This is a genomic window from Neorhizobium vignae (genome assembly GCF_000732195.1).
GTDB classification, from domain to species: Bacteria; Pseudomonadota; Alphaproteobacteria; order Rhizobiales; family Rhizobiaceae; genus Neorhizobium; species Neorhizobium vignae.
Window position 1 is genome coordinate 278,114 of record NZ_JNNU01000004.1, and the last position, 21,339, is coordinate 299,452.

Annotated in this window: 24 protein-coding genes; 10 read left to right on the forward strand and 14 right to left on the reverse strand. The window is 61.5% G+C overall.

From position 1 onward, the window contains the following. Positions 1-36 precede the first annotated feature (36 nt). Positions 37-1,464 carry a mannose-1-phosphate guanylyltransferase/mannose-6-phosphate isomerase gene (locus GQ59_RS08285; protein ID WP_037079841.1) on the forward strand — a complete coding sequence of 476 codons (1,428 nt, stop codon included), beginning with the start codon at positions 37-39 and terminating at the stop codon, positions 1,462-1,464. 91 nt (positions 1,465-1,555) lie between these two features. Then, positions 1,556-2,368, forward strand: coding sequence for an FkbM family methyltransferase (locus GQ59_RS08290; protein ID WP_341872375.1), 813 nt, complete (start codon positions 1,556-1,558; stop codon positions 2,366-2,368). Positions 2,369-2,459: 91 nt separating this feature from the next. On the opposite strand, the gene GQ59_RS08295 is transcribed toward GQ59_RS08290, so the two are convergent. Together GQ59_RS08295 and GQ59_RS08300 are read right to left on the reverse strand one after the other, a co-directional pair. After that, entirely contained in the window at positions 2,460-3,467 is a 1,008-nt protein-coding gene (locus GQ59_RS08295; RefSeq protein WP_037079845.1) for an NAD-dependent epimerase/dehydratase family protein, read from the reverse strand. Between the two features lie 101 nt (positions 3,468-3,568). Next, on the reverse strand, positions 3,569-3,964 hold the full coding sequence (locus GQ59_RS08300; protein ID WP_037079848.1) for a response regulator: 396 nt from the start codon (positions 3,962-3,964) through the stop codon (positions 3,569-3,571). Between the two features lie 319 nt (positions 3,965-4,283). Here GQ59_RS08300 and GQ59_RS08305 point away from each other — a divergent pair, with 319 nt between their 5' ends. After that, positions 4,284-4,682: a DUF1236 domain-containing protein gene (locus GQ59_RS08305; RefSeq protein ID WP_037079851.1), complete on the forward strand. Its 399-nt coding sequence runs from the start codon at positions 4,284-4,286 to the stop codon at positions 4,680-4,682. Between the two features lie 79 nt (positions 4,683-4,761). On the opposite strand, the gene pncB is transcribed toward GQ59_RS08305, so the two are convergent. The 9 genes from pncB to GQ59_RS08350 all read right to left on the reverse strand — a co-directional run bounded on the left by pncB (position 4,762) and on the right by GQ59_RS08350 (position 14,309). Then, complete coding sequence (gene pncB / locus GQ59_RS08310; protein ID WP_037079854.1) at positions 4,762-6,066, reverse strand: nicotinate phosphoribosyltransferase; 1,305 nt, start codon at positions 6,064-6,066, stop codon at positions 4,762-4,764. A gap of 162 nt (positions 6,067-6,228) precedes the next feature. Continuing rightward, complete coding sequence (locus GQ59_RS08315; RefSeq protein ID WP_037079856.1) at positions 6,229-6,558, reverse strand: hypothetical protein; 330 nt, start codon at positions 6,556-6,558, stop codon at positions 6,229-6,231. A gap of 81 nt (positions 6,559-6,639) precedes the next feature. Further along, on the reverse strand, positions 6,640-7,590 hold the full coding sequence (locus tag GQ59_RS08320; protein ID WP_037079859.1) for a 2-hydroxyacid dehydrogenase: 951 nt from the start codon (positions 7,588-7,590) through the stop codon (positions 6,640-6,642). 26 nt (positions 7,591-7,616) lie between these two features. Further along, positions 7,617-9,245 (reverse strand): ABC transporter ATP-binding protein, encoded by a 1,629-nt coding sequence (locus GQ59_RS08325; protein WP_037079861.1) that lies wholly within the window; start codon positions 9,243-9,245, stop codon positions 7,617-7,619. Beyond that, complete coding sequence (locus GQ59_RS08330) at positions 9,242-9,739, reverse strand: type II toxin-antitoxin system VapC family toxin (RefSeq protein WP_037079864.1); 498 nt, start codon at positions 9,737-9,739, stop codon at positions 9,242-9,244. Before GQ59_RS08330 ends, GQ59_RS08325 begins: the two co-directional genes overlap by 4 nt. Further along, entirely contained in the window at positions 9,739-10,035 is a 297-nt protein-coding gene (locus tag GQ59_RS08335) for a hypothetical protein (protein ID WP_037079867.1), read from the reverse strand. Before GQ59_RS08335 ends, GQ59_RS08330 begins: the two co-directional genes overlap by 1 nt. Before the next feature lie 63 nt (positions 10,036-10,098). Next, complete coding sequence (locus tag GQ59_RS08340) at positions 10,099-11,247, reverse strand: ABC transporter permease (protein ID WP_037079870.1); 1,149 nt, start codon at positions 11,245-11,247, stop codon at positions 10,099-10,101. After that, the gene (locus GQ59_RS08345; RefSeq protein WP_037079873.1) at positions 11,247-12,329 is read right to left on the reverse strand and encodes a microcin C ABC transporter permease YejB; all 1,083 of its coding nucleotides are present in this window, start codon (positions 12,327-12,329) and stop codon (positions 11,247-11,249) included. Before GQ59_RS08345 ends, GQ59_RS08340 begins: the two co-directional genes overlap by 1 nt. Before the next feature lie 144 nt (positions 12,330-12,473). After that, positions 12,474-14,309, reverse strand: coding sequence for an extracellular solute-binding protein (locus tag GQ59_RS08350; RefSeq protein WP_037079876.1), 1,836 nt, complete (start codon positions 14,307-14,309; stop codon positions 12,474-12,476). Between the two features lie 196 nt (positions 14,310-14,505). Here GQ59_RS08350 and mepA point away from each other — a divergent pair, with 196 nt between their 5' ends. The 5 genes from mepA (at position 14,506) to GQ59_RS08375 (ending at position 18,727) form a co-directional block, all read left to right on the forward strand. After that, positions 14,506-15,561, forward strand: a complete 1,056-nt coding sequence (gene mepA, locus GQ59_RS08355; protein WP_037080297.1) for a penicillin-insensitive murein endopeptidase — start codon at positions 14,506-14,508, stop codon at positions 15,559-15,561. Between the two features lie 119 nt (positions 15,562-15,680). Next, complete coding sequence (locus GQ59_RS08360) at positions 15,681-16,061, forward strand: methylglyoxal synthase (protein WP_007758050.1); 381 nt, start codon at positions 15,681-15,683, stop codon at positions 16,059-16,061. Between the two features lie 8 nt (positions 16,062-16,069). Further along, complete coding sequence (locus GQ59_RS08365) at positions 16,070-17,092, forward strand: glucokinase (protein WP_037079880.1); 1,023 nt, start codon at positions 16,070-16,072, stop codon at positions 17,090-17,092. A 155-nt stretch (positions 17,093-17,247) separates the two neighbouring features. Further along, positions 17,248-18,066: a 4-hydroxy-tetrahydrodipicolinate reductase gene (gene dapB / locus GQ59_RS08370; protein ID WP_037079883.1), complete on the forward strand. Its 819-nt coding sequence runs from the start codon at positions 17,248-17,250 to the stop codon at positions 18,064-18,066. Positions 18,067-18,091: 25 nt separating this feature from the next. Continuing rightward, positions 18,092-18,727: a 2,3-bisphosphoglycerate-dependent phosphoglycerate mutase gene (locus GQ59_RS08375; RefSeq protein WP_037079885.1), complete on the forward strand. Its 636-nt coding sequence runs from the start codon at positions 18,092-18,094 to the stop codon at positions 18,725-18,727. A gap of 14 nt (positions 18,728-18,741) precedes the next feature. Here the strand turns inward: GQ59_RS08375 and GQ59_RS08380 are convergent, their stop codons facing one another. The 3 genes from GQ59_RS08380 to phnF are packed head-to-tail and all read right to left on the reverse strand — an operon-like array spanning position 18,742 to position 20,152. Further along, entirely contained in the window at positions 18,742-19,071 is a 330-nt protein-coding gene (locus GQ59_RS08380; protein WP_037079888.1) for a BrnA antitoxin family protein, read from the reverse strand. A gap of 48 nt (positions 19,072-19,119) precedes the next feature. Beyond that, positions 19,120-19,353, reverse strand: coding sequence for a BrnT family toxin (locus GQ59_RS08385; protein ID WP_341872377.1), 234 nt, complete (start codon positions 19,351-19,353; stop codon positions 19,120-19,122). A gap of 58 nt (positions 19,354-19,411) precedes the next feature. Next, complete coding sequence (gene phnF, locus GQ59_RS08390) at positions 19,412-20,152, reverse strand: phosphonate metabolism transcriptional regulator PhnF (protein WP_037079891.1); 741 nt, start codon at positions 20,150-20,152, stop codon at positions 19,412-19,414. An 84-nt stretch (positions 20,153-20,236) separates the two neighbouring features. On the opposite strand from phnF, the gene phnG reads away from it, so the two are divergent. Together phnG and phnH are read left to right on the forward strand one after the other, a co-directional pair. Then, positions 20,237-20,710, forward strand: a complete 474-nt coding sequence (phnG, locus tag GQ59_RS08395) for a phosphonate C-P lyase system protein PhnG (protein WP_037079894.1) — start codon at positions 20,237-20,239, stop codon at positions 20,708-20,710. Beyond that, positions 20,710-21,312 (forward strand): phosphonate C-P lyase system protein PhnH, encoded by a 603-nt coding sequence (phnH, locus tag GQ59_RS08400; RefSeq protein ID WP_037079896.1) that lies wholly within the window; start codon positions 20,710-20,712, stop codon positions 21,310-21,312. Before phnG ends, phnH begins: the two co-directional genes overlap by 1 nt. The last annotated feature ends 27 nt before the right edge of the window (positions 21,313-21,339 follow it).

The following is a 21,339-nucleotide window of genomic DNA, read 5'->3' on the forward strand; positions in this document are numbered from 1 at the left end:
CGATAATTTTGGACGAGAATTGCCGGAGATATTGGAATGAATAGCAAGATCATCCCCGTCATCATGGCCGGCGGCAAGGGAACGCGGCTCTGGCCGCTGTCACGCGCCAGTGCGCCGAAGCAGTTCATCCAGTTCATCGGCGACAAGACGCTGTTCCAGGCGACGCTGTCGCGCGTTTCGGACCCGAAGCTCTATGAGGCTCCGGTCGTCATCACCAACGAGGATTTCCGGTTCCTGGTCGCCGAACAGGCCCGCGAACTCGGCATCAAGCTCTCCGGCATCCTGCTCGAGCCCGTCGCCCGCAACACGGCACCGGCAGTTGCCGCCGCTGCCGCCTTCGTCGAAGGCCGCTTCGGCGAAGATGCCATCCTGCAGGTGCTTGCGTCGGATCACGAGATCACCGCCGACGCCGGTTATTTCGATGCGATCCGGATCGCCAAAGAGACCGCCCTTTCCGGCAAGCTCGTGACCTTCGGCATTGCCCCGACTGAGCCCGCTACCGGTTATGGTTACATCGAGATCGGCGAGGCGCTGCCTTCCGGCGCCTGCAAGGTCAAGCGTTTCGTCGAGAAGCCGGTCCTGGCCGAGGCCGAGGAAATGCTGTCGACCGGCGGTTTCGCCTGGAACTCCGGCATCTTCATGTTCAAGGCCGGCCAGGTGCTGAGCGAACTCGGTAACTTTGCGCCCGAAGTCGAGGCCGCCGCCCGCGCGGCTCTTGCCAAGGCTTCGAGCGATCTCGATTTCACCCGCCTGGATGCGCAGGAATTTGCCGCAAGCCCGGATATCTCCGTCGACTACGCGCTGATGGAAAAGACCTCCAATGCGGCGGTCGTGCCCTCATCGTTTACCTGGTCCGATCTCGGAAGCTGGGACGCCGTCTGGAAGCTCGGCGCCCGCGACGAGGCCGGCAACGTCGCTTCAGGCAATGCCACGCTGATCAACACGACGAACTCGCTCGTCATGTCTCGCACCAGCCATCTCGCCGTTCAGGGCCTGGATGGCGTCGCGGTCATCGCCAGCGAGGACGCCGTCTATATCGGCCGGCTGGAAGACAGCCAGGATGTCGGCAAGATCGTCAAGCAGCTCGCCGCGGCCAAGGCGACCGCAGCGCTCACTGAAACCCATCCGACCTCCTATCGTCCCTGGGGCGGCTATACGTCGGTGCTCAACGGCGATCGTTTCCAGGTGAAGCGGCTGTTCGTGACGCCCGGCAAGAAGCTCTCGCTGCAGAAACATCACCACCGCTCGGAGCACTGGATCTGCGTCAAGGGCACAGCGGAAGTGACGATCGGCGAGGAAACCAGGATCGTCAGGGAAAACGAGTCCATCTATATTCCGCAGGGCGAAGTGCACCGGCTCGCCAATCCGGGCAAGATCATGCTCGAAGTGATCGAGGTGCAGACCGGTTCCTATCTCGGCGAGGACGACATCATCCGCATCGTCGACGAGTTCGGACGCGGCTGAGGCCTTCCTGGAAGTTTACCGCAGCTCTGAAACAGGCGGATTGTCCCGCCGATAGTGGAAAGGGTATCGCATGCGCTCCCGGAATTTTCTGTTGTCCGCATCAGCACGAAGCGTCGGATCGTGGCTGCACAACCCTTCCCTTCAAAGGAAAATATTTAACGCCGTGCGGCTGAACCGTCCCGAGGTAACGGATTGGCTGCAATCCGAGGACTTGTCGTTCCTGGCATACTCGATTGCGAGGCGCCGGAAATCCAGGGCGCAAATACTGCAGGATCTGTGGGTTTGTTATGAGCTCGGGGAAAAGCGCGGCGGGTTCTTTGTCGAGTTCGGCGCGACAAATGGACTGATCAACAGCAATACGTGGTTGCTTGAGAAAGAACTCAATTGGCGCGGGATCCTGGCGGAGCCAAATCCAGTCTGGCATGCCGCACTTGCTAGAAACCGGACGGTTCATATCGAACATCTATGCGTGTCTTCCAAGTCGGAAGAAGTCGTGAGGTTTCTGGCCATGGACGGCGTCGATCCTGAGCTCAGTGCGATCGCGTCTTTCGCTGACGGCGATCACTTCGCCGACGTTCGCAAGGGCGGAACCGTTCTCGACATCAGGACGATCTCTCTGAACGATCTGCTCGACAAATATGACGCTCCGCAAGAGATCGACTATATTTCCATCGATACGGAAGGCAGCGAGCTCGATATCCTATCCGCTTTCGATTTTCTCCGACGACGTTTCAGTCTCATTTCGGTCGAGCAAAATCCCAAGACCGAGAAGGGTATCGAGGAACTCTTGCTGCGAAACGGCTACACTCGCGTTTTTCCGCAGTTCTCGCAGTGGGATGGATGGTATGTTTCCTCGGAACTGAGATCGGGAGCCCCCTTCGAGATCGCCGCGCCATTTGTCTAAGGCAGGAAGCGCCGAGCGGCCGCGTTGTCAGGACCGCTACAGTGTTTACCGGCGCCGGTTTTCGGCCCGCACCTTCTCGGCAGGAAGCGGCTCAGTCGATCTCGTGGCGGTGGTCTAGATACCATTGCACGAATGCCTTGACGCCTTCCTCCAGACCGATCTCCGGCTTGCGGCCGGTCAGCGCCACGAGAAGATCGGGGCTGGCGAAGGTTCTCGGCACATCGCCCTTCTGCATCGGCAGCATCTTGCGCTTGGCCGGCTTTCCCATGATCCGTTCGATGGTCTCGACGAAATCGATCAAGCCCGACGGCTGGCCGCCGCCGATATTGACGACGCGGAACGGTGCCTGATGGGAGAGCGTATCGATGTCCGCGACGCGATTGTCCTCGCCGGGATAGACCTTGGACAGGTCGATGATCGAATTCACCAGGTCGTCGATATAGGTGAAGTCCCGGCTCATCTTGCCTTCGCCGTAGATCTCGATCTCGCGATCCTCGATGATCGCCTTGACAAACTTGAAGAGCGCCATGTCCGGCCGGCCCCAGGGACCGTAGACCGTGAAGAAGCGGAAGGCGGTGATCGGCACCTTGTAGAGATGGGCGTAGCTGTGCGCCATCAGTTCCATGGCCTTCTTGCTCGCCGCATAGAAGGTCAAGGGTTCGTCGGCGCGGTCGCTTTCGCGGAAAGGAATGTCCGGGTTGGCACCGTAGACCGACGAGGTCGAAGCGAGCATCAGATGGCCGACGCCATAGTTGCGGGCAATCTCCAGGATATTCCAGGAGCCGATGAGATTGGAATCGAGATAGGCCTTGGGATTTTCAAGGCTGTAGCGCACGCCGGCCTGGGCGGCGAGGTGGACCATCACATCCGGCTTGAAATCCTCGACCGACTTGTCGAGCAGCGACTTGTCTTCCAGCATGCCGATGACCGGGCGGAAGGCAGGGAATTGCGCGAGCCCGGCATTGCGGGCTTCCTTGAGGCGCAGGCTGTAATAAGGAGTCATCCCGTCGAAGCCGAGAACCTCGTGGCCATCCTCGAGCAGGCGTCGCGCCAAATGGAAACCGATGAAGCCTGCCGTTCCGGTGATGAAATAACGCATGTATGCCCCGCTGTCGCTCTGGGGCCGATCCCATAGCGCGGATATCCGGTCCTGTCATCCAAGAGGCGGGAAGTTATTTGAACGCCGAACCGAGATCAGGCTCAGTGGAAGAGCCGCAGCCGCGCCGGCGGCACGCCGGGCCGGCCGTTCTTGCGATCGACGGCGAACTGGATGAGATCCATCGAAGCCTGGTCGGTCATCGGTTTCGCCATCACCCCAAGGACCCCGGAGACGCCCGCCGCCACCAGCCCCGGATTACCGGTGATCATGATCACCACGATGCCGTATTCCGCCAGCGCCTTGGCGATCTCGGGACCGGTCTCGCCGTCGGCAAGTCGCACGTCCACGAAGGCTATATCCGTGTCACGGGTATAGTTCAGCGCCACGGTCATGTCGGGTGCTATTCCGACGACGTCATGGCCGCTCCGATGGATGGCGTCTTCGATATCCATCGCGACCAGCAAACTGTCTTCGACGATCAGGAAACGATATTCCAACGGCAGATCCTCCCAGACTGAAGGAGGCAAATAGACTCCGATCGCAGCTTGGCAATAGGAGCAGGGTCCCGATATCGATTTTTTGATCTAGACCGCTGGCGTCGAGCCGCCTCGCCGCCGCCAGGCCGATCGCTTTACCGGAACGGAGGTCGTGAGGCTAACGTTGCCGGCTCAGTTTTGGCGAACGGAACATGGCTACATCTCCCGACTACCTCCTCGCTCAAGATTTCATTGCCTTACGAAAGGTGACTGGCTGACAGGAACCACTCAAAAACTGGCGGGTTAGCCCTTCGGAAGTCCAACGAAAAGGAGAAGACCCATGAAGAAGATCATCCTGGCGTCCTGCGCCATTCTCGCCGCTTCCTTCGCGACACAGGCCGGAGCCCAGCAGGGCACCGTCAACGGCGCTGCCGGCGGCGCAGTCACCGGCGCAATCGTCGGCGGTCCAGTCGGGGCTGCAGTGGGCGGGGTCGTCGGCGCCGTAGCCGGTACCGCCATCGACCCGCCGCCGCGCGAGGTTGTCACCTATGTTCAGGAGCAGCCTGCTCCAACCACATCCGTGGTGGTCGAACAGCCGATCGCTGTCGGCAAGCCGATCCCGCAGAGTGTGGTCGTAACCCCGGTGCCGAGCAATCCGAAATATGCCTATACGGTCGTCAACAACCAACGCGTGATCGTCGATCCGCAGACCCATACAGTGGTTCAGGTCCTCCGATAGGCAGGCACAACGGCTTTCAACCAACAACAGCGGGCTCCGCCGGTCCTCGGCGGGGCCTGTTGTGGTTTGAGCGCTTCAATCAGACCAGGACGACCTGGTCGACGCGGTCTTCCTGACCGAAGAATTTCAGATACCGCTCGACCTCGGCCGGATCTCCGGTCGCCTTGCGCGGATTGTCCGAAAGTTTTACCGCAGGCCGGCCATTCGCCTCGCTTACCTTGCAGACGATGGAGATCGGCATCAGGCCGGCAATCTCGTGCGGCGCGCAGCCGGCGAAATCGTTGGTGAGGTTGGTGCCCCAGCCGAAGCTCATGCGCACGCGGCCTTCGAAATGCCGGTAGGTATCGACGATCGCCTCGACATCCAGCCCGTCGGAAAAGATCAGCAGCTTGTCCTTGGGATTGCGGCCCATCTTCTTCCACCAGGCGATGATCTTTTCGCCGCCTTCGATCGGCGGCGCGCTGTCGGGGCGGAAACCGGTCCAGTCGGCCACCCAGTCCGGCGCATCGCGCAGGAACGCAGCCGTGCCGAAAGCGTCCGGCAGGACGATCAGCAAGTTGCCGCCGTAGAGCCGGTTCCAGTCCTTCAGGACCTGATAGGGCGAGGCGCGCAGCTGCTCGTCGGTCTCGGCGAGTGCAGCAGCCACCATTGGAAGCTCGTGCGCATTGGTGCCCACCGCTTCGAGATCGGAATCCATGGCGAGCAGAACGTTGCTGGTACCGGTAAAGGCCGGGCCGATGCCTTCCTTCAGCGCCTCGACGCACCAGCGCTGCCAGAGAAAGCTGTGACGGCGGCGCGTTCCGAAATCGGAGATGCGCAGACCCGGCAAGGCCTGCAGCCGCTCGACCTTTTCCCACATCTTGGCCTTGGCCCGCGCATAAAGCACATCGAGCGTGAAGAAGCCGAGCGAGCGCATGGCGGAACGGGAGCGCAATTCGTTGATGATCGCGAGGGCCGGGATTTCCCAGAGCGTCGTTTCCATCCATTTGCCATGGAAGGTCAGCTCATACTGGCCGTCGCGCTTCGAGAGTTCGTATTCCGGCAGCTTGTAGGTGGACAGCCAGTTGAGGAATTCCGGCTCGAAAATCTGCTTGCGGCCATAAAACGTGTTACCCGCGAGCCAGATCATCTCCTTCTTGGACAGGCCGACCGTGCGGGCATGGTCGAGCTGCTCACGAAGCGCGCCCTCGTCGATCTCCTCCGCCAGCTTGACGCTGGTCGTGCGGTTGATCAGCGAAAACGTGGCGTCCACGTTCGGATACAGCTTCCAGATCATCTGCAGCATCAGGAGCTTGTAGAAATCCGTATCGATCAGACTGCGGATGATCGGGTCGAGCTTCCAGGTGTGATTATACACCCTGCTGGCGATATCGGTCTTTGTCATGCCTGCCCCTGCCCCGGCCCTCCCGGGCCGGCTCCGCCGATTCGATGCATAGGGAGGCAGCGGCTGATCAACCTCCGGGCATTTTTATCGAAAAAAATGCAGAGTAAGTCCAGACGCAATTCGGCCGCGAGGGATCGCGGCCGAATAAATCAGGGATGCCGGTCAGTTGCCGGTCTGGGAATTCGTTGCCGGCGGCGTGGCAGCTGGCGGAGCCGAGGGACTGGCGGTCGGCGGCGCATTCGGGTTCTGGGGCGTCGTGCTGCCGGCCGGCGGCGTTGCGGTCTGCTCTGCCGGAGGTGCGGTGCTTCGACCGTACCACTCGGCACCGGCCCAGGCGACCATTGCCAGGATGAGGCCGGCAATCAGTACCTTCAGCACCGGCGCCCCCCAACTGCCCTGACGCGCTTCCGTGGCGGTTTCCACCACCGGCGGCGAGCCGCTCTGGTTCGGATGACGGGGGTTGGCTTCCTTGGGATCGAAATGGCTGTTCATTGATTTCGCTCCTTATTCGGCCGGAATGCCCCGGCTCGTGAACAAGGAACGGTCAGGGGATATGAATGTTCCCCTTAAGGATCAATAGCCGGCCTTTCGGTCTACGACGTGCTGCAGAGGCGCACCCGTCTCATGGCGCTCCATCTGGGCTTCGGCATGGCGAAACAGCGCCCGGACGTCGGACGCCGAAGCGGCGTGCGGGGTGATGATGACCTTGTCCATTGCCCAGAGCGGGCTATCTGCGCCGAGCGGCTCCTTCTCGAACACATCCAGCGACGCGCCGCCGAGAATGCCGTTATCGAGCGCGGCGACAAGATCGGTCTCAACCTGGCTGCCGCCGCGTCCGGCGTTGATGAAGACCGCCTTGCCCAGGGCCCCGCCCTGGCGAAGTTTTGCAAACAGGGAGGCATTGAAGATGCCGCGCGTATCCGGCGTCAGCGGCAGGAGGCCGACCAGAATGTCCGTGCGAGCGAGGAAAGCATCGAGCTCGCCACCGTCGAAGGTTTCGACACCCTCGATGGTCTTTTTGCTGCGTGACCAGCCGATCACATCGAAGCCCATGACCTTGAGCTTGCTGACAGAATCCAGGCCGAGCACGCCAAGGCCCATGACGCCGACGGTCAGGTCCTTCGCTTCCGGTTGGGAGAGTTCGCGCCACTGGCGTTCGCGCTGCTGCCCGAGATAGGCCGGCACCTGCCGCAGGTGGCTCAGGGCCTGCAGCACGACCCATTCGCTCATCCGCGTCGTCAGGCTTTCGTCGACGAAACGGACGATCGGGACGTCAGGCAGGCCGGGCATGGTGAGGATATAATCGACGCCGGCGCCGCCGGAAAACAACACCTCCAGCTTCGGCGCCCGCTGGAAGAGGTCCGGGTCCGGCTTCCAGATCACCGCGTAACGGGCCTCCGAAAGATCGCCACCCGGATCGGAAGCGTGCAGAACCTGGCGACCGGCAAAAGCATTGGCGAGCGCGGCATCGACCTCGCGGCGTTCGAACTTGAGATCGATGACGACCGGATGTTTGGCGGGCATGGACGGATTGACCTTGATTGCTGTGATTACTGGTTGATGGCTTCGATTTCGACGGCTTCCAGATTGAAGGCAGCGGCCATCAGGGCACGGGTATAATCCTGTTTCGGCGCCTGGAAAATCTGGTCCGCGGGACCTTCTTCCACCACCTTGCCGAGCCGCATGACGATGACGTGGTTGGCGAGCGCCTTCACGACCTTCAGATCGTGGCTTATGAAGAGATAGGCGAGATCGTGCTTCTTCTGCAAGTCGCGCAAGAGATCGACAACCTGCGCCTGGACGGTCATGTCGAGCGCCGATGTCGGCTCGTCGAGCATCACGAAACGCGGTTTCAGCACCATGGCGCGGGCGATCGCGATGCGCTGCCGCTGACCGCCGGAAAATTCGTGCGGATAGCGCCAGCGTGTCGCCGGATCGAGGCCGACTTCCGTCAAAGCCCAGGCGACGCGCTCGTCGCGCCCGTCGGCGGATAGCGACCTTTCGTGGACCTTGAGCCCTTCAGCGACGATATCGCCGACCGACATGCGGGGGCTCAGCGAGCCGTAAGGGTCCTGGAAGACCACCTGAAGACGGTCGCGGAACGGACGCATCTCCTTGAAGGAGAACTTGTCGATATCCGTTCCGACGAAGGCGATGCGGCCGGTGGAAGAGATGAGCCTTGCGAGCGCCAGGCCGAGCGTCGTCTTGCCGGACCCGGATTCGCCGACGACGCCGAGCGTCTCGCCGGCCCGCAGCTCGAGATCGACGCCGTCGACCGCCTTCACATGATCGACAACCTTGCGCAGGAAACCCGCCTTGATCGGAAACCAGACACGGATGTCCTTGCCTTCCATCACCACCGGCTTCGAGGGATCGGCCGGCGGCGGCTCGCCGCGCGGTTCGGAGGCGAGCAGATGGCGCGTATAGGCGTGCTGCGGGTTGGTGAAGACCTCCTCTACCGTGCCGGTCTCGACGATCTTGCCCTTGGTCATGACGCAGACGCGATCGGCGAACTTGCGGACGATGCCGAGGTCATGGGTGATGAACAGCATGGACATGCCGTGCTCGCCCTTCAGGCCACGCAGGAGGTCCAGAATCTGGGCCTGCACGGTGACGTCGAGCGCCGTGGTCGGTTCGTCGGCGATCAGCAGCTTCGGGCGGTTGGCAAGCGCCATGGCGATCATCACGCGCTGGCGCTGGCCGCCGGACAGTTCGTGCGGATAGGCTTTCAGACGTTTTTCAGGCTCGCGTATGCCGACCTGGTTCAGGAGTTCGAGCGTGCGGATCCGCACTGCCTGGCCGTTGATTCCGTGATGAAGCTCGAGGATCTCGCCGATCTGCTTTTCGATCGAATGAAGCGGATTGAGCGAGGTCATCGGCTCCTGGAAGATCATCGTGACGTCGTTGCCGCGCACACGACGCAGTTCCGGCTCGGACGCCTTCAGCATATCCTTTCCGTCGAACAGGATCTCGCCGGACGGGTGGCTTGCGGACGGATAAGGCAGCAGCTTGAGGATGGAATTGGCCGTCACCGACTTGCCGGAGCCGGATTCCCCCACCAGCGCCATCACCTCGCCGGGCATGATGTCGAACGAGACCCTGTCGACGGCAATCGACGTATCGCCACCCTGGTGGAAGGCGACGGAAAGATCGCGGACGGAAAGAAGTGGCTCTGTCATCGGCCCAGGCTTTCGATGAGGGAACGAAGCGTCGTTTCGTCTGGCCGAAGGACGGTTAAAGGTGAGCTGCTTTTCGTCAGACCGAAGCGGAAATGCGTAATTTCGTAGATGTTTTTCAGCCCCATATCGGCGGTGAGCATGTGCGTGCAGCCGGCTCCGAATGCGGTAGAAATATGGATCGAGTCCGGAAGCTTCAGCCCCACGTTTTGAGATCTTAGGATCGCGGCGTACCATAGCATCTGCCTGCCGACGGGAAGCACTTCGAGCCATTCGTTTGTTTGAATCAGCCCTTCATATTTGTCGATGGCGCTATCATTTCCGTCTCGGTACGGCTTGACCAACAATTCGGACAGCGTCAGTTCGCTGGTGGCGAAACGCTGAGAATGCTCGTCTGTCGAAAGGAGACTGCCCAACGCGGCGCTGATTTCGCTGTCGTTCTCAAATGCCAGAATGAAGATATTCGTATCCAGATAGATTTTTCCGAGCCCGAGCATCAATCGTCCCATTCATCGCGCAATTCGCGTATGCGGGAGACAGCTTCCTCGACGCTGACAGACGGCCTGCCTTCAGCCTTGTATTTCCTGATGGCTTCCAGCGTATCTGCGATGCTCATCGGCTTTCGCTCGACCATCGGGAAATCCTTGAAACCGGGATATCTGCCGATACCGTTTTGAATCGCGGCATCTTCCACCTCGACGACGATCCTCACGGTTGCGTCAGCCGCCAGTCCCTCCCGCAGATCCTCGGGAAGATTGGCGACTGGATAGTGCTCTCTGACGATCTTGTTCATGGCGTCACGCTCGCTGGCATCCTCGATAATCTAGCGCATCCATCGCGCAATTACGACCCGCGCTCATCCGAACGTCTTTCTGGGATCGAAGGCGTCGCGCACGGCTTCGCCGATGAAGATCAGCAGCGACAGCATGATCGACATGGTGAAGAAGGCCGTGAAGCCGAGCCATGGCGCCTGCAGGTTGTTCTTGCCCTGCGAGATCATCTCGCCGAGAGACGGAGAGCCTGCCGGAAGGCCGAAGCCCAGGAAGTCCAGCGAGGTCAGCGTCGCGATCGAACCCGACAGGATGAAGGGCAGGAAGGTCAGCGTCGCGACCATGGCGTTCGGCAGCAGGTGCCGGGACATGATCGTCCAGTTGCCGACGCCGAGCGCGCGGGCGGCGCGGACGTATTCGAAATTGCGGGCCCGCAGGAACTCGGCGCGCACGACGCCGACGAAACCGACCCAGGAGAACAGCAGGAGGATGCCGAGCAGGACGAAGAAGCCGGGCGGCAGGATCGAGGCAATGATCAGCAGGATGTAGAGAACCGGCATGGACGACCAGATCTCGATGAAACGCTGCATCAGCAAGTCCGTCCAGCCCCCGAAATAGCCCTGCACGGCGCCGGCCGTCACCCCGATCACTGCCGAGCAGATCGTCAGCACCAGGCCGAACAGGACCGAGATGCGGAAACCGTAGATCATGCGGGCGGTCACGTCTCGCGCCTGGTCGTCGGTGCCGAGCCAGTTCAGGTTGCCGAGGATGCAATTCGGGTCCTGATCCTTCTGCGGATAGGCGGCGCAACGATCCGCCTTCTCCATCAGCCAGAATGGTTCGGTCGGCGCCGAATGGGGGATGTTGGAATTGACCGTCTGATAGGAATAGCGGATCGGCGGCCAGACCATCCAGCCGTTCGTCTCGATTTCCTGCTGGATGTAGTCGGAGCGGTAATCGGTCGTCGCCAGGAAGCCGCCAAACTTTTCTTCCGGATAGTCCACCAAGACCGGGTAGAGGATCTCGCCCTTGTAGGAGGCGACGATCGGCCGGTCGTTGGCGATGAATTCCGCAAACAGGCTGAGCACGAAAAGGATCATGAACAGCCAGAACGACCAGTAACCGCGCTTGTTGGCGCGGAAATTGGCAAGCCGCCGCCGGTTGGTCGGCGAAATCCAGGGCCGCTTCTGCGGCGGTGCCGTCTGCACGGTGGCCTTTGCGGCAGTCGCCTCCATCAGACATCCCTCCGCTCGAAATCGATGCGCGGATCGATCCAGGTATAGATCAGGTCCGAAATCAGGCTGACGAACAGGCCCATCAGAGAGAAGATGTAGAGCGTGCCGAACACGATCGGATAGTCGCGGTTGACGATCGCGAGATAACCGAGGCGCCCCAGCCCATCCAGCGAGAAGATGTTCTCGATCAGCAGCGAGCCGGTGAAGAAGGCGGAGATGAAGGCGCCCGGGAACCCCGCAATGACGATCAGCATGGCGTTCCGGAAAACGTGGCCGTAGAGAACCTGCCGCTCGTTGAGGCCCTTGGCGCGCGCCGTCGTCACATACTGTTTCTTGATTTCGTCGATGAACGAGTTCTTGGTCAAAAGCGTGGTGGTGGCGAAGGCCGAAAGCGACATGGCGATCAACGGCAATGTCAGGTGCCAGAAATAGTCGATAACCTTTTCCCACCAGGAAAGTTCTGAAAAATTGTCCGAAACCAGGCCGCGCAGCGGGAACCAGTCGAAGAAGGAACCGCCTGCGAAAAGCACAATCAGCAGGATGCCGAACAGGAAGCTCGGCACCGCATAACCGATGATGATCACGCCGGAGGTCCAGACGTCGAAGGTCGAGCCATCCTTGACCGCCTTGCGGATGCCCAATGGGATCGAGATCAGATAGGAGACGATCAGAATCCAGAAGCCGAGCGAGATCGATACCGGCATCTTGTCGATGATCAGATCGAGCACCGAGGTATTGCGGAAGAAGCTCTCGCCGAAGTCGAAGCGGATGTAGTTCCACATCATTTCGAGGAACCGCGTCGCGGGCGGCTTGTCGAAACCGAACTGCTTCTCGAGCTTGGCGATGAATTCCGGATCAAGGCCCTGGGCGCCGCGATAGCGGCTTTCCTCGCCTCCACCTTGCTGGAGCACGTCGCCGCCCCCGCCGGAAAGCCGGTCGCCGGTATCCTGACCCTGGATCTGGGCGATCACCTGCTCGACCGGGCCGCCCGGCGCGAACTGCACGACAAGGAATGAAATCGCCATGATGCCGACGATGGTCGGTATCATCAGCAGGAGACGGCGGAGAATATAGGCGCCCATCAGAGCTCCCTGCCTGGCGGGCCGGCGTTCGTCTCAGCGCATATCCCAATGCCGATCAAATGGCTCTTTCCTCTTTTCCGGTGCGAATCATGCGGGTTCATTTGGAACAGGTGCCGGTCGGCGGCGCAAGTCCGCGGCCGATCTTCACTTCGCGGCGCTTCTGGCCGACCAGGTTTCGGGGAAACCTGTGCTGTATTCCGGCAGTCTCTGCGGATGCGTGATGCGGTTCCAGTAGGCGATCCTCGCTTCGCCGGAATAGAACATCGGGACCACATAGTGGTTGGCGAGCAGCACCCGGTCCATCGCCTTGACGGCTGCCACCTGATCTTCCCGGTTCGGCGCGAAGGTGATCATGGTGATCAGCTGATCCACCGCGGGATCGGCGATGCCGGCATAGTTGCGTGATCCAGGCCGATTGACCGAGGCCGATCCCCAGTAGTCCGCCTGCTCGTTACCGGGGTTCATGGTCTGGGCCCACACCCCGTACATCATGTCGTAATCGAAGCTGCGGATTCGATTGATGTATTGCGATGCGTCGACTATCCGGAGCCGGGCGTCGATGCCGATTTTCTTGAGGCTTGTCACATAGGGCATCACGGTGCGCTCCTGCGACTGGCTGTTCAGGAGAATTTCGAAGCCCAGGGGCTGCCCCGTCTTGGCATTGACCATTCGATTGCCCTTCAACTCCCAGCCGGCCTCCTTCAGCAGGCTGATGGCTGTGCGCAGGTTATCGCGCACCTTGTTGGGGTCGCCACCGACGGGGTTGGCATACGGGGTTGTGAACACCCGCGCGGGGACCTTGTCCTTCAATCCGTTGAGGATTTCCAGCTCTTTTCCCTGCGGCAGGCCGGAGGATGCAAGCTCGGTGCCCCAGAAGAAGCTGTCGACCCGCTTCAGGCCACCATAGGCAAGGTTCTTGTTGAGATCCTCGAAGTCGTAGGCATAGTTCAGAGCTTCGCGGACCCGCGCGTCCTTGAAGATGTCACGCCGCATGTTCGGCACGAAAGCCTGCATGACGCCGACGGCCTTGAACGGATTGGTTAGCGCTTCCTTGATCACCCGCCCGTCCTTCACCGCGTCGAAATCGTAACGCGTGACCCAGCGGCTCGAACTGTTTTCCTGGCGGTAGTCGATCGTACCGGCCCGGAAGGCCTCGAATTCCACGTCGGCATCCGAAAAATAGGTATAGCTGATCGCCCGGAAGTTATACTGGCCGAGATTGATCGGCAGATTCTTGCCCCAGTAATCGTCGCGCAGCTCGTAGCGAATGGTGGAGCCCGGCTGAACGGCGCCAATCTTGTAGGGGCCGGACCCCATCGGCGGCTCCAGGGTGGTGCGGGAAATGTCGCGCTGGTTGCCCTGCGGATCCTTGCCTTCCCACCAGTGCTTCGGCAGGACCGGAAAATCGCCGACGATCGAGGGTAGTTCGCGGTTGTTCTTTTCGTCGAAGCGGAAGGTCACTTCGCGATCGCCGGTCCTTTCAACACTGGTGACGTGCCGATAGTAGCCGGAATACTGGGCGCTATGCTCCTTCAGCTTCTCCAGGCTGAAGATCACGTCTTCCGGAGTGACCGGCTGGCCGTCCGCCCATTTCGCCTCCTGCCTCAACCGGAAGGTCACCGAAGACACATCGTCCGGATAGGACACCGCCTCGGCCAAAAGGCCGTAGGTGCCGAAAACCTCGTCCTCCGACCGTTTCATGAGCGTATCGTAGATCAGGCCGACACCCGAAGCCACGGCACCCCGGTCGATCACCAGATTGAGGTTGTCGAACGTGCCTTCGTCGCCGAGGCGCAGTTCGCCGGCCTTCGGCGCATTCAGATCGACATAGGGGAGTTGCTTGAAGTCTTCCGGCAGCTTGAGGTCACCGACAACGGCCATGCCATGCCGCCATTTCGGTTCCTGGGCCGGCACGTTCGACGCTGCGAGAACCGTCGCCAGGACGATCGCGAAACCAACCTTCAGCCGAGCCAGAACCATTCGTTACCTCTTCCGAGTTTCTGTGTTGCGGTGAAGCATAGGACAAAAGGCGGCGAAAAACAGGAGTCCGGCGCTCACATCCGTTTTATCCGGCGTTTATCTTCCGGAAATCTGGAAGGGCTCCACCATCTCCATTTCACCAAAATCCTGTTTCACGGTAGATTCGCGGCGATCAGGTGATTTGCGACGGATGGGCATGAGATCGATTTCGGGTACTATTTTACGACTGACGGTGACCGCTTTCCTTTGCGGCGCGTTCGCAGGATCGGTGGCAGCGCAGGAAGGCACACCGGCGAAACAGCTTTTTGGCACCGTGAAGCTCCCGAGCAAGGCGGAGGCGGAACCGCTCGGTTTCTATGCGAAGGGTTGCATGTCCGGCGCCGTGGCGCTGCCGACCGACGGACCGACCTGGCAGGCGATGCGCCTCTCGCGCAACCGCCGCTGGGGCAACCCGGCGATGATCGCACTGCTCGAACGGTTCTCCGGCGATGCCGCCAGGCTCGGCTGGGGTTCCGGCATTCTCGTCGGCGACATTTCGCAGCCCCGCGGCGGCCCGATGATCACTGGCCATGCCTCACACCAGATCGGCCTCGACGCCGATATCTGGTTCACGCCGAAACCCGCCCAGCCTCTGAGCGCGCAGCAACGCGAAAGCCTGCCTTTCACCTCCATGCTCGACAAGAGCAAATTCCTGACCGTCGATCCCAGCCGCTGGACCAGCACCCACGCCAAGGTCGTCATGCAGGCGGCGAGCTATCCGCAGGTGGAGCGGGTCTTCGTCAACCCGGCCATCAAGAAGAAGCTTTGCGAGACCTGGACCGGCGATCGAAGCCTGCTGGGCAAGGTGCGGCCGATCTACGGCCATGACGAACATTTCCATATCCGCATCCACTGCCCGGCCGGTGCTACGGCCTGCCAGAGCCAGGCGCCGGTCGCCAAGGGCGACGGCTGCGACAATTCCCTCGCCTGGTGGTTCAGCAAGGAGCCGTGGGCGCCGCCGCCGAAGCCGGATCCGAACAAGAAGCCGGTCAAGCCTCGCCAGGTCATGCTCTCGGATCTGCCGAAAGCCTGTGCCGCCGTGCTTGCCGCCCCCGCGCGCTCCGAAGACGACGCGACCTTCGGCGGCAGCGCCGTGGCCTACACGGCTCAGCCCGCCGCGTCGGCGCCGGCAAAGACCATCGAGGCGATCGTCAACGATCCGCCGCCCGCTTCCGATGACATGCCGATCCCGACACCGCGCCCGCTGCAATAGTTCCGGATGAGGCCGGCAATCGAAAACGCCGGTCTCGACGCCACCTTTCCAAGAACGAAGCGGCACGCTAGAACGCGTTACAAATCGATTGAAAATCGTTCTGGCGAGGACACCCATTCATGTCGGCCAAACCCTGCATCGCGTTGATAGCGCATGACCAGAAGAAGAATGACATGGCGGATTTCGCCCGCCATCACCAGGTGGCGCTTTCGCGGTTCCGCATCGTCGCCACCGGCACGACGGGCGGTCGGGTTCAGGATGCCTGCCCCGGCCTCGAAGTGACGCGGCTGAAGAGCGGCCCGCTCGGCGGCGACCAGCAGATCGGCGCGATGATAGCCACCGGCGAGGTCGACATGCTGGTGTTCTTCATCGACCCCTTGAGCGCGCTTCCCCACGACGTCGACGTCAAGGCGCTGACGCGGCTTGCGACCGTCTACGACATTCCCATGGCGCTCAACCGCGCCACCGCCGAAAAACTCATCGACTTTCAGAAGGACTAAGCTTCCCGATGGCCGATAGCATGAAGACCGACAAACTGCCTTTTCCGATCCTGATCGGCGATATCGGCGGCACCAATGCGCGCTTCTCCATCCTCCTCGATGCCGATGCGGAACCGAAGCCGTTCCCCAACGTGCGCACCGCCGACTACCCGACGATCGACGATGCGATCCAGAAGGTCGTGCTCGACATGAGTTCGGTGCAGCCGCGCTCGGCCATCCTTGCCATCGCGGGGCCGATCGACGGCGACGAGATCGATTTGACCAATTGCCACTGGGTGGTGCGGCCGAAAGGAATGATCGCTGATCTCGGTTTCGAGGACGTGCTGGTCGTCAACGATTTCGAAGCCCAGGCACTTGCCGTCGCGGCCATGCCCGACGAATACCGCGAGACGCTCGGCACCAACAGCGAGCCGCATATGGCGTCGCGCGTGGTGCTCGGCCCGGGTACCGGCCTCGGCGTCGCAGGCCTCGTCTATGCGCGGCACATGTGGTTTCCGGTTCCCGGCGAAGGCGGACATGTGGATGTCGGCCCGCGCTCGGAGCGGGATTTCGAGATCTTTCCGCACCTCAAGCGCATCGAGGGCCGCGTTTCTGCGGAAGAAATCCTGAGCGGGCGCGGCGTCGTCAACATCTACCAGGCCGTCTGTGCGGCCGACGGTCTGCAGCCAGCGTTTTCCGATCCGGCGGATATCACGGCCCACGGTCTGAACCGTTCAAATTCGCAGGCCGTCGAAACGCTTTCGCTATTTGCCACCTATCTCGGCCGGGTCGCCGGCGACATGGCGCTGATCTTCATGGCACGCGGCGGCGTCTATCTTGCCGGCGGCATCTCACAGAAGATCGTTCCGGCGCTCAAAGGACCGGAATTCCGCGCTGCCTTCGAGGACAAGGCGCCACACACGGAGTTGATGGGCACTATCCCGACCTTCGTGGTGACCCACCCGCAGGCCGCACTCGCCGGCCTTGCCAGCTTTGCCCGCACGCCTTCCGCCTATGGCCTTTCCATGGATGGCCGCCGCTGGCAGCGTTAGATGCGGCCCCAGATCATTGTAGCGGGCGCGGCTCGTTTTCCTGGATACGGCCTGCAAGAGATGCTTGCGCAGTGCGGAAGCGGCCTTTACGCTCGCCCCAACAAGCTGTAACCGCTCGAAAAGACCGACCGACAAAAGCAGGGACTACGCCGCATATGACCGCAAATGACATGAAACTCGTGGTGGTTGGCGCTGCGGGGCGGATGGGCCAGGCCATGATCCGGGTCATCCATGAAACAGCAGGCGTGACGCTGCACGCGGCCGTTCAGCGCGAAGGTTCGCCGTTCATCGGCAAGGACGCCGGCGAGCTTGCGGGTGTCGGAACTCTTGACGTACCCGTAACCTCCGATCCCCTGAAGGCTTTTCTCGATGCCGACGGTGTGCTCGATTTCACCACGCCTGCGACCAGCGTCGCCTTTTCGGTCCTCGCCGCACAGGCACGGATCGTTCATGTGATCGGTACCACCGGCTGCTCGGCCGAGGACGAGGAAAAATTCAAGGCGGCGGGCCGTCATGCGCGCGTGGTCAAATCCGGCAATATGAGCCTCGGCGTCAACCTGCTCGGCGTGCTCGTCGCGCAGGCGGCGAAGGCCTTGCCCGCCGCCGGGTGGGATATCGAGATCGTCGAAATGCATCACAAGCACAAGGTCGATGCGCCTTCCGGCACGGCGCTGCTGCTCGGCGAAGCGGCGGCACAGGGCCGCGGCATCGATCTCGCAAGCCAGTCCGTCCGGGTGCGAGACGGCCATACGGGCGCCCGCCCGACCGGCACGATCGGGTTTGCGACTTTGCGCGGCGGCTCGGTCGTCGGCGACCATTCGGTCATCCTTGCCGGCGAAGGCGAACTGGTGACGCTCTCCCACAGCGCGCGGGACCGCTCGATCTTCGCGCGCGGCGCGGTTGCCGCCGCGCTCTGGGCGCGCGACAAGAAGCCCGGCCATTATTCCATGCTCGACGTGCTCGGGCTTTCCTGAAAATCTCCCCGGAGGAAATCATCTCATGAGCGGAACTCTCGTCCTCGTTCGCCACGGCCAGAGCGAATGGAACCTCAAAAACCTGTTCACCGGCTGGCGCGATCCGGATCTGACGCCGCTCGGCATCCAGGAAGCCGAGGCCGGGGGCGTGGCGTTGGCCGAGACCGGCATCAAGTTCGACATCGCCTTCACCTCGGTGCTGAAGCGCGCCCAGGACACGTTGAAGATCGTCCTCGACAAGGTTGGCCAGCCGGATCTCGAGACGATCCGCGACCAGGCCCTCAACGAGCGCGACTACGGCGATCTATCAGGCCTCAACAAGGATGATGCGCGCGCCAAATGGGGCGAGGAACAGGTGCATATCTGGCGCCGTTCCTACGACGTACCGCCACCGGGTGGCGAAAGCCTGCGCGACACCGGCGCCCGCGTCTGGCCCTATTACATGACGGAAATCCTGCCGCGCGTGCTGCGCGGCGAAAAGGTCCTCGTCGCCGCACACGGCAATTCGCTTCGCTCGCTGGTGATGGTGCTCGACCGGCTCAGCAAGGAAGAGATCCTCAAGCTCAATCTCGCGACCGGTGTGCCGATGGTCTACACGCTGAAGGCGGACTCGACCGTCGCATCGAAGGATGTTCTCGGAGACATGTCCGGCGCGCACTGAGCGCGTCGAACTGATCAGGACCGCTTCTGGGATTTCAGTGACGCCAGCATTTCCCGGCGAAGGATCGCGTTCATGCGGGCCTGATACCCTTTGCCCTGCGACTTGAGCCAGTCCACTACATCGGCGTCCACTCGGGCCGTAATCTGCTGCTTCAGGGGGCGATAGAATCGCCCCCGTCCAGCATTCTGGAGTTGTTCGTCGGTCAGGCCTGGAATGTCGCTGTAATCTATCTGCTCGTCAGGAAGCTTCGACAGGGCCTCAAGCTCGGCTTTCTGCTTCTCGGTCAGAGGCGGCAGACTATCCCTATCGACCTCATATCTAACGATCTCAGCGCTCTTCTTCATAACGTCGTCTTTCTTTCGGATCGGCTTTTCGTGCCGAAATGATGCGGATCACCTCGTAGGTCTGCCGTCATCCTCCTCATCCTCATAGACGGTGTGAGCAACCAGCAGGATGGCGGGACCATCAACAGAACCCAGTGCCTGCCAACGCTGCTCTCCACCTTCGATACGATCCTGCTCGATGAGGACGAAAGGGTCGGCGAACACACGCGCCGCGGTCTCGAAGCTGATGCCGTGCTTCTTGACGTTCGTCGCCGCCTTTGCGCGATCCCATTCGAAACGCATCAGGTTCATTGCAAATATATAATTATAATTTTGCAACTACACAAGCGGATCTCGATACTCAATTCTCGATCGTGAACTGCACCATGTCGGCAGGAAAGCGGCTGACGGCGTATTGCACCGGCACGCCGTCCGGATCTGTGTTCAGCGCGCGGGCCACAAGGATGATGGCTCCCGGCGACAGCTGCAGGTCGGCGAGATCCGCGCCATCCGCATGGGTCGCGGTCACTTCCGTCGAGACACGCAGATAATCCGAAAGGCCGAGCATCCGGAATGCAACCGTGATCGAGCCGCTTTTGCTGTAGGCGTCCTCGATGCCGCCGAAACGGTCGGCCGGAAACCAGGTGGTCGAGCGGGAGACCGGGCGGCGATCCGCCTTCCGCAGTGTTTCCAGCCGGATGACCGGCGCACCTGCGGGAATGTGCAGGCGGGCTGCCAGATCAGCTGAGGCCGGCTCCTGGGCCGAATGCAGCAGCAGTCCTTCCTTTTCGCGCGCCTGGTCGCCGATACCTTCGCTGAACCGGGTGCGCCGCGTGATCGGGAAGTTCAGCCGCTCCTTGCGCTCGATCAGCGTACCGCGCCCCTGCACCGAACGAACGATGCCCTCCTGAGCGAGGGCGGCAAGGGCGCTCCTAACCGTGTGACGATTGACGCCGAACTGCGCGGCCAGCGAGAATTCCGGCGGCACCTTGCCGGTCGCGTCGTAGTCGCCATTGGCGATCGAGGCGCGAATGCGGTCGGCGATCTGCCGCCATAGCGCCACGCCGTTTTGACGGTGAACGTTTGCCTGCCCCGTATCCATGTCACACGCTTGTTATATCCCGAAGTTAGTAGTACATATAACTTGTATGGTTGTCTATATCAATAGACATTTAGGAGCTCGGCAATGGACCTGGCGAAACAAATCGAGCCGAATGCGGAAATCGCCGCGCGCCGTCGCGCCGCTGGGCTTCTCGCACGCGCGACGACGGACGAACTGCATGCCGCCTGGGACAAGCTTCCAGCCAAACCGGAGGTTAAGCCGGTCCGCGGCCCCGAGACCGGGCTGGTGATGGTCCGCGGTCGCATCGGCGGCGGCGGAGCACCCTTCAATCTCGGCGAGGCGACGGTGACGCGTGCGACCGTGCTTCTGGTATCCGGAACTGCCGGCCATGCGCAGGCGCTCGGCACTGCGAAGGCGAATGTGCGGCTCGCCGCCATTTTCGACGCGCTCTGGCAGGAGGACGGCACGCGCGATTTCGTGGAGGCCACATTGCTCGGTCCGATCGAGGCCCGTGTCGCAGCGGAAGATAAACAGAAGGCGGAAGAGACGGCCGCGACCCGCGTCGATTTCTTCACCATGGTACGGGGGGACGACTGATGAACATCAAGACTGAGGCGCTTTCCGGCGGGTTTAGAGAACCGGTCTTCGAATCCCAGGACGTTTTCCGCATGCTGATGGACAGCATGGCCCGTCCGGGAACGATCCGTACCGTCGGACCGGATGTCGGCCAGCCGGAGCCGCTAGGAGGAGCCGCCGGGGCGATCGCCGTGACACTCTGCGACCATGAAACGCCGGTGTGGCTGAGCGCCGGGCTTTTCAAATCGGCCGCCGGCGAGTGGATCGGCTTCCACACCGGTGCGCCGATCACCCGCGAGAAGGCCGAGGCCCGGTTCGCCTTCGTAGAGGCCGGCGCGACGCTTGCCTCGTTCGGTCTCTTCTCGGCCGGCACGCAGGAATATCCAGACCGTTCAACGACGCTGGTGATCGAGATCACGGCACTTGGCGAAGGCCTGCCACTGACACTGACGGGTCCTGGCATTCCGCACGCGACCACCGTCATGGTGAAGGGCTTGCCGGAAGTTTTTCTGCGGCTGTGGGCCGATAACCGGGCGCTCTTCCCGCGTGGCGTCGATGTCATCCTGACTGCCGGCAAGAACCTGTTGTGCCTGCCGCGGACTGTACGCATCGCCACCCAGTGAATGGTCGACTGACGTTTTAGTTTTGGG